The sequence below is a fragment of the Pseudovibrio sp. POLY-S9 genome, from assembly GCF_001431305.1.
Lineage (GTDB): Bacteria > Pseudomonadota > Alphaproteobacteria > Rhizobiales > Stappiaceae > Pseudovibrio.
Genome location: NZ_LCWX01000263.1, coordinates 61,947 through 65,058 on the forward strand (window position 1 = coordinate 61,947; position 3,112 = coordinate 65,058).

4 protein-coding genes are annotated in these 3,112 nt (G+C 52.2%); 1 reads left to right on the plus strand and 3 read right to left on the minus strand.

The annotated features are described in order from the left end of the window. On the plus strand, nt 1-377 hold a 377-nt coding region (locus PPL9_RS30465), incomplete at its 5' end, for a 3-keto-5-aminohexanoate cleavage protein (protein ID WP_200962395.1). A 60-nt stretch (nt 378-437) separates the two neighbouring features. Here the strand turns inward: PPL9_RS30465 and PPL9_RS30470 are convergent. The 3 genes from PPL9_RS30470 to PPL9_RS31760 all read right to left on the minus strand — a co-directional run. Next, nucleotides 438-770, minus strand: a complete 333-nt coding sequence (locus PPL9_RS30470; protein WP_057466239.1) for a hypothetical protein — start codon at nt 768-770, stop codon at nt 438-440. Nucleotides 771-912: 142 nt separating this feature from the next. Beyond that, a complete protein-coding gene (gene pflA / locus PPL9_RS30475) occupies nt 913-1,647 on the minus strand; it encodes a pyruvate formate-lyase-activating protein (RefSeq protein WP_057466240.1) in 735 nt (244 codons plus the stop codon). A gap of 308 nt (nt 1,648-1,955) precedes the next feature. After that, nucleotides 1,956-3,112, minus strand: a 1,157-nt coding sequence (locus PPL9_RS31760) for a pyruvate formate lyase family protein (protein ID WP_152986888.1), incomplete at its 5' end; no start/stop codon positions are given.

Here is a 3,112-nt window from a genome sequence, read left to right on the forward strand (position 1 = left end):
TGGGTGAGGGCGTTGTTCCTGCCGGGTATGGCAGCCAGCTTTATGTGCTGGGCCGTTATGCCAAGGATCAGGAGAGCGATCCGCGTGACCTGCTTGGTTTCCTTAGCGCTCGCGATGCTGCAGCTCATATTGCGCAGGACAATCCGTTTATGCTTTGCGCCTTTGGGCGGGCTGAGACGGCGTGCGGTGCTTTGGCGTTTGGTCATGGTGGTCATGCGCGGATCGGCTTTGAAAACAGCTTGTGGCACGGTACTGGTAAGCTTGCCAGGGACAATGCGGAGCGTATTCAGGTGGTCTCTCATATCCGCAGTGAAATGGGCTATGAAGGCGCAGTTTCCAGGGATGATGTACTGAAAGTGCTTGGAAAACCTCAGTAAAGTGGGATTTCGAGACTGAGAATTCAAAAGGCTGCTATCACACCGATAGCAGCCTTTTTGTTATTTGCAGTCTTTGCTGTGTTCTTCGATCAGGTCTTCGCGGTGATCTGGGTCGGCTTCCAGAATGGCGGAGATCTTGCCGGAGCCGTAGCCCAGGGCGTAGATGGCTTCCTGTTTCTTCATGCCTTTGGCATAGGCCATAGCCGTGATGACGCCTCTGGCGATGTCCTGCTTGCTGCTTTGGTTCGTCAAGCCGTAGAGGTAGTAGCAGATGATATGTTTTTCGTTTTTCCTGGCGAATTTTTCCGCTCTGCTTTGATTAAAGCCTGCATCTGCAACTGATGCGCTTGCGGTGAGCATAGCCAGCCCACCGAGGATAACTCGTTTTTTCATGAAAAAGCCCCCATGTTTTCGAGGGCTAGTCTGAGAATGTATTGTGGCGACTTTTTCCTGAAATTCAGGAGAACCTATGTAATCGACAGGTATCTTTGGGGCGCCTGTGGCTGAAGCGTGGCACTCTTTTCAATCCCAAGCTTCAGTGCACGTCCAATCCGTACTTGCGGAAGGTTTCTTTTGCGGCTTCCGTTTCTTCAGCTGAAGGCTCGCGGGTGTCTTTGAGCTGATAGGATTTGCCCATGGACTGCCATTTGTGTTCGCCCATTTTGTGGAAGGGCAGTACATCAACGCGCTTTACGTTGCCAAGCTCGGAGACGAACTTTGCGACGCCTTCGACGTTCTCAGGTGCATCTGTGAGGCCTGGTACGAGCACGAAGCGGATCCAGACGTCTTTTTCCATCTTTTCCAGACGCTTTGCGAACTCAAGGGTTGGGCCAACTTCAACGCCGGTGACCTTCTTGTAGGTTTCTGGCACCCAGGACTTGATGTCGAGCAGGTAGAGGTCTGCCATGTCGATGGTTTCGTCATCAAGGTTGGCGTGCAAGTAGCCGGATGTATCCACGGTGGTGTGAACGCCCATCTGGTTACAGCCCCATAAAAGAGTTTTGAGGAACTCTTTTTGTGCCATTGGTTCACCGCCACTCACGGTCAGGCCGCCGCCACCGGTTTCAAAATAGGTGCGGTAGGTGGAGATGTCCTTCAAAAGCTCATAGGCGGAAGATTGTTTGCCAGCTTTCAGTTTCAGAGTGTCCGGGTTGTGGCAGTACAGGCAGCGCAGCGGACAGCCAGAGGTGAACACAATGTAGCGCAGGCCCGGACCGTCTACCGTTCCGCCTGTTTCTACTGAGTGAACATAGCCCATGGTGTCTTGCATGGCTGGCGTCCTTTATCATTGTTTGCGAGCGGCCTGTTTTTGATAGGGAGTGAGGATTTTTCCTCTGGCCGCTTCTGCTTTTTATAATGCTTTAAAAGTAAGGCCTTTGACCTTGTTTTTAAAGATGAAATTGTGCAACACAGCCATTCATTTTCGGCGCATGTGCGCTCCTGTCGCACTCATTTTGAGCAATTGGAGCACGTTTCAGCGGATTTGTCGCAGCAAAGAAGGCGCGGGACTGAGTCCCGCGCCTTGTCTTGGAGATTGAGAGGTTAGCGTTATAAGCGCTGACCGTTGGCCCAGTGCTGTTAGCGCTGACCGTGGAATGTACGGTTGATCACATCCATCTGCTGTTCACGGGTCAGCTTGATGAAGTTCACGGCGTAACCGGAGACACGAACGGTGAGCTGTGGGTACAGTTCAGGATGTTCCATTGCATCTTCCAAGGTCTTGCGGTCGAACACGTTCACGTTGATGTGGTGACCCATGTCATGCATGTAACCGTCGAGCAGGTGGGACAGGTTGTCGATCCGTTCAGCTTCGTCCTTGCCCAGTGCGCCCGGGATGATGGAGAAGGTGTAGGAGATGCCGTCCTGGCTGTCTTCGTATGGAAGTTTGCAGAGAGACTTCATGGAAGCCACTGCGCCCTTCTGGTCACGGCCATGCATTGGGTTTGCGCCCGGTGCAAATGGTTCACCTGCCTTACGTCCATCCGGAGTAGAGCCAGTCTTCTTACCGTACACCACGTTGGATGTGATGGTCAGAACAGACTGTGTCGGTGTCGCATTGCGGTACATTGGCTGATTGCGGATTTTGCCCATGAATTTCTTCATGATGTCTTCTGCAATCACATCAACGCTGTCGTCGTTGTTACCGAAGCAAGGGAAATCACCCTCAATTTCGTAATCAACTGCGAGACCTTCGTCGTTACGGATGATGTTGACCTTCGCGTTTTTGATTGCGGAGATACTGTCAGCAACAACGGACAGGCCAGCAATACCACATGCCATGGTGCGCAGGATGTCGCGGTCATGCAGCGCCATTTCAACGCGCTCGTAGTTGTACTTGTCGTGGCTGAAGTGGATGCAGTTCAGCGCCTGAACGTAAACCTTTGCAATCCAGTCGAGCATCTGGTCGTAAAGTGGTTCCAGCTCATCCCATTCCAGCACGTCGCCGGTGATTGGGTGCGCTTTTGGACCAACCTGTTTGCCAGTTTTTTCGTCGATGCCGCCGTTGATTGCGTAAAGCATTGCTTTTGCAAGGTTGGCACGGGCGCCGAAGAACTGCATCTGCTTGCCAATGCGCATTGCAGATACACAGCAAGCGATACCGTAGTCATCACCCCAGTAACGACGCATCAGGTCATCATTTTCGTACTGAACAGAAGATGTCTCGATGGAGATCTTTGAGCAGTAGTCTTTGAAGCCCTTAGGCATATGCTCGGACCACAGAACGGTCAGGTTTG

Excerpts from the sequence above, each read along its gene's own strand:
- PPL9_RS30470 (WP_057466239.1), bottom strand. The coding sequence starts at position 770 with ATGAAAAAACGAGTTATCCTCGGTGGGCTGGCTATGCTCACCGCAAGC.
- pflA (WP_057466240.1), bottom strand. The coding sequence starts at position 1,647 with ATGCAAGACACCATGGGCTATGTTCACTCAGTAGAAACAGGCGGAACG.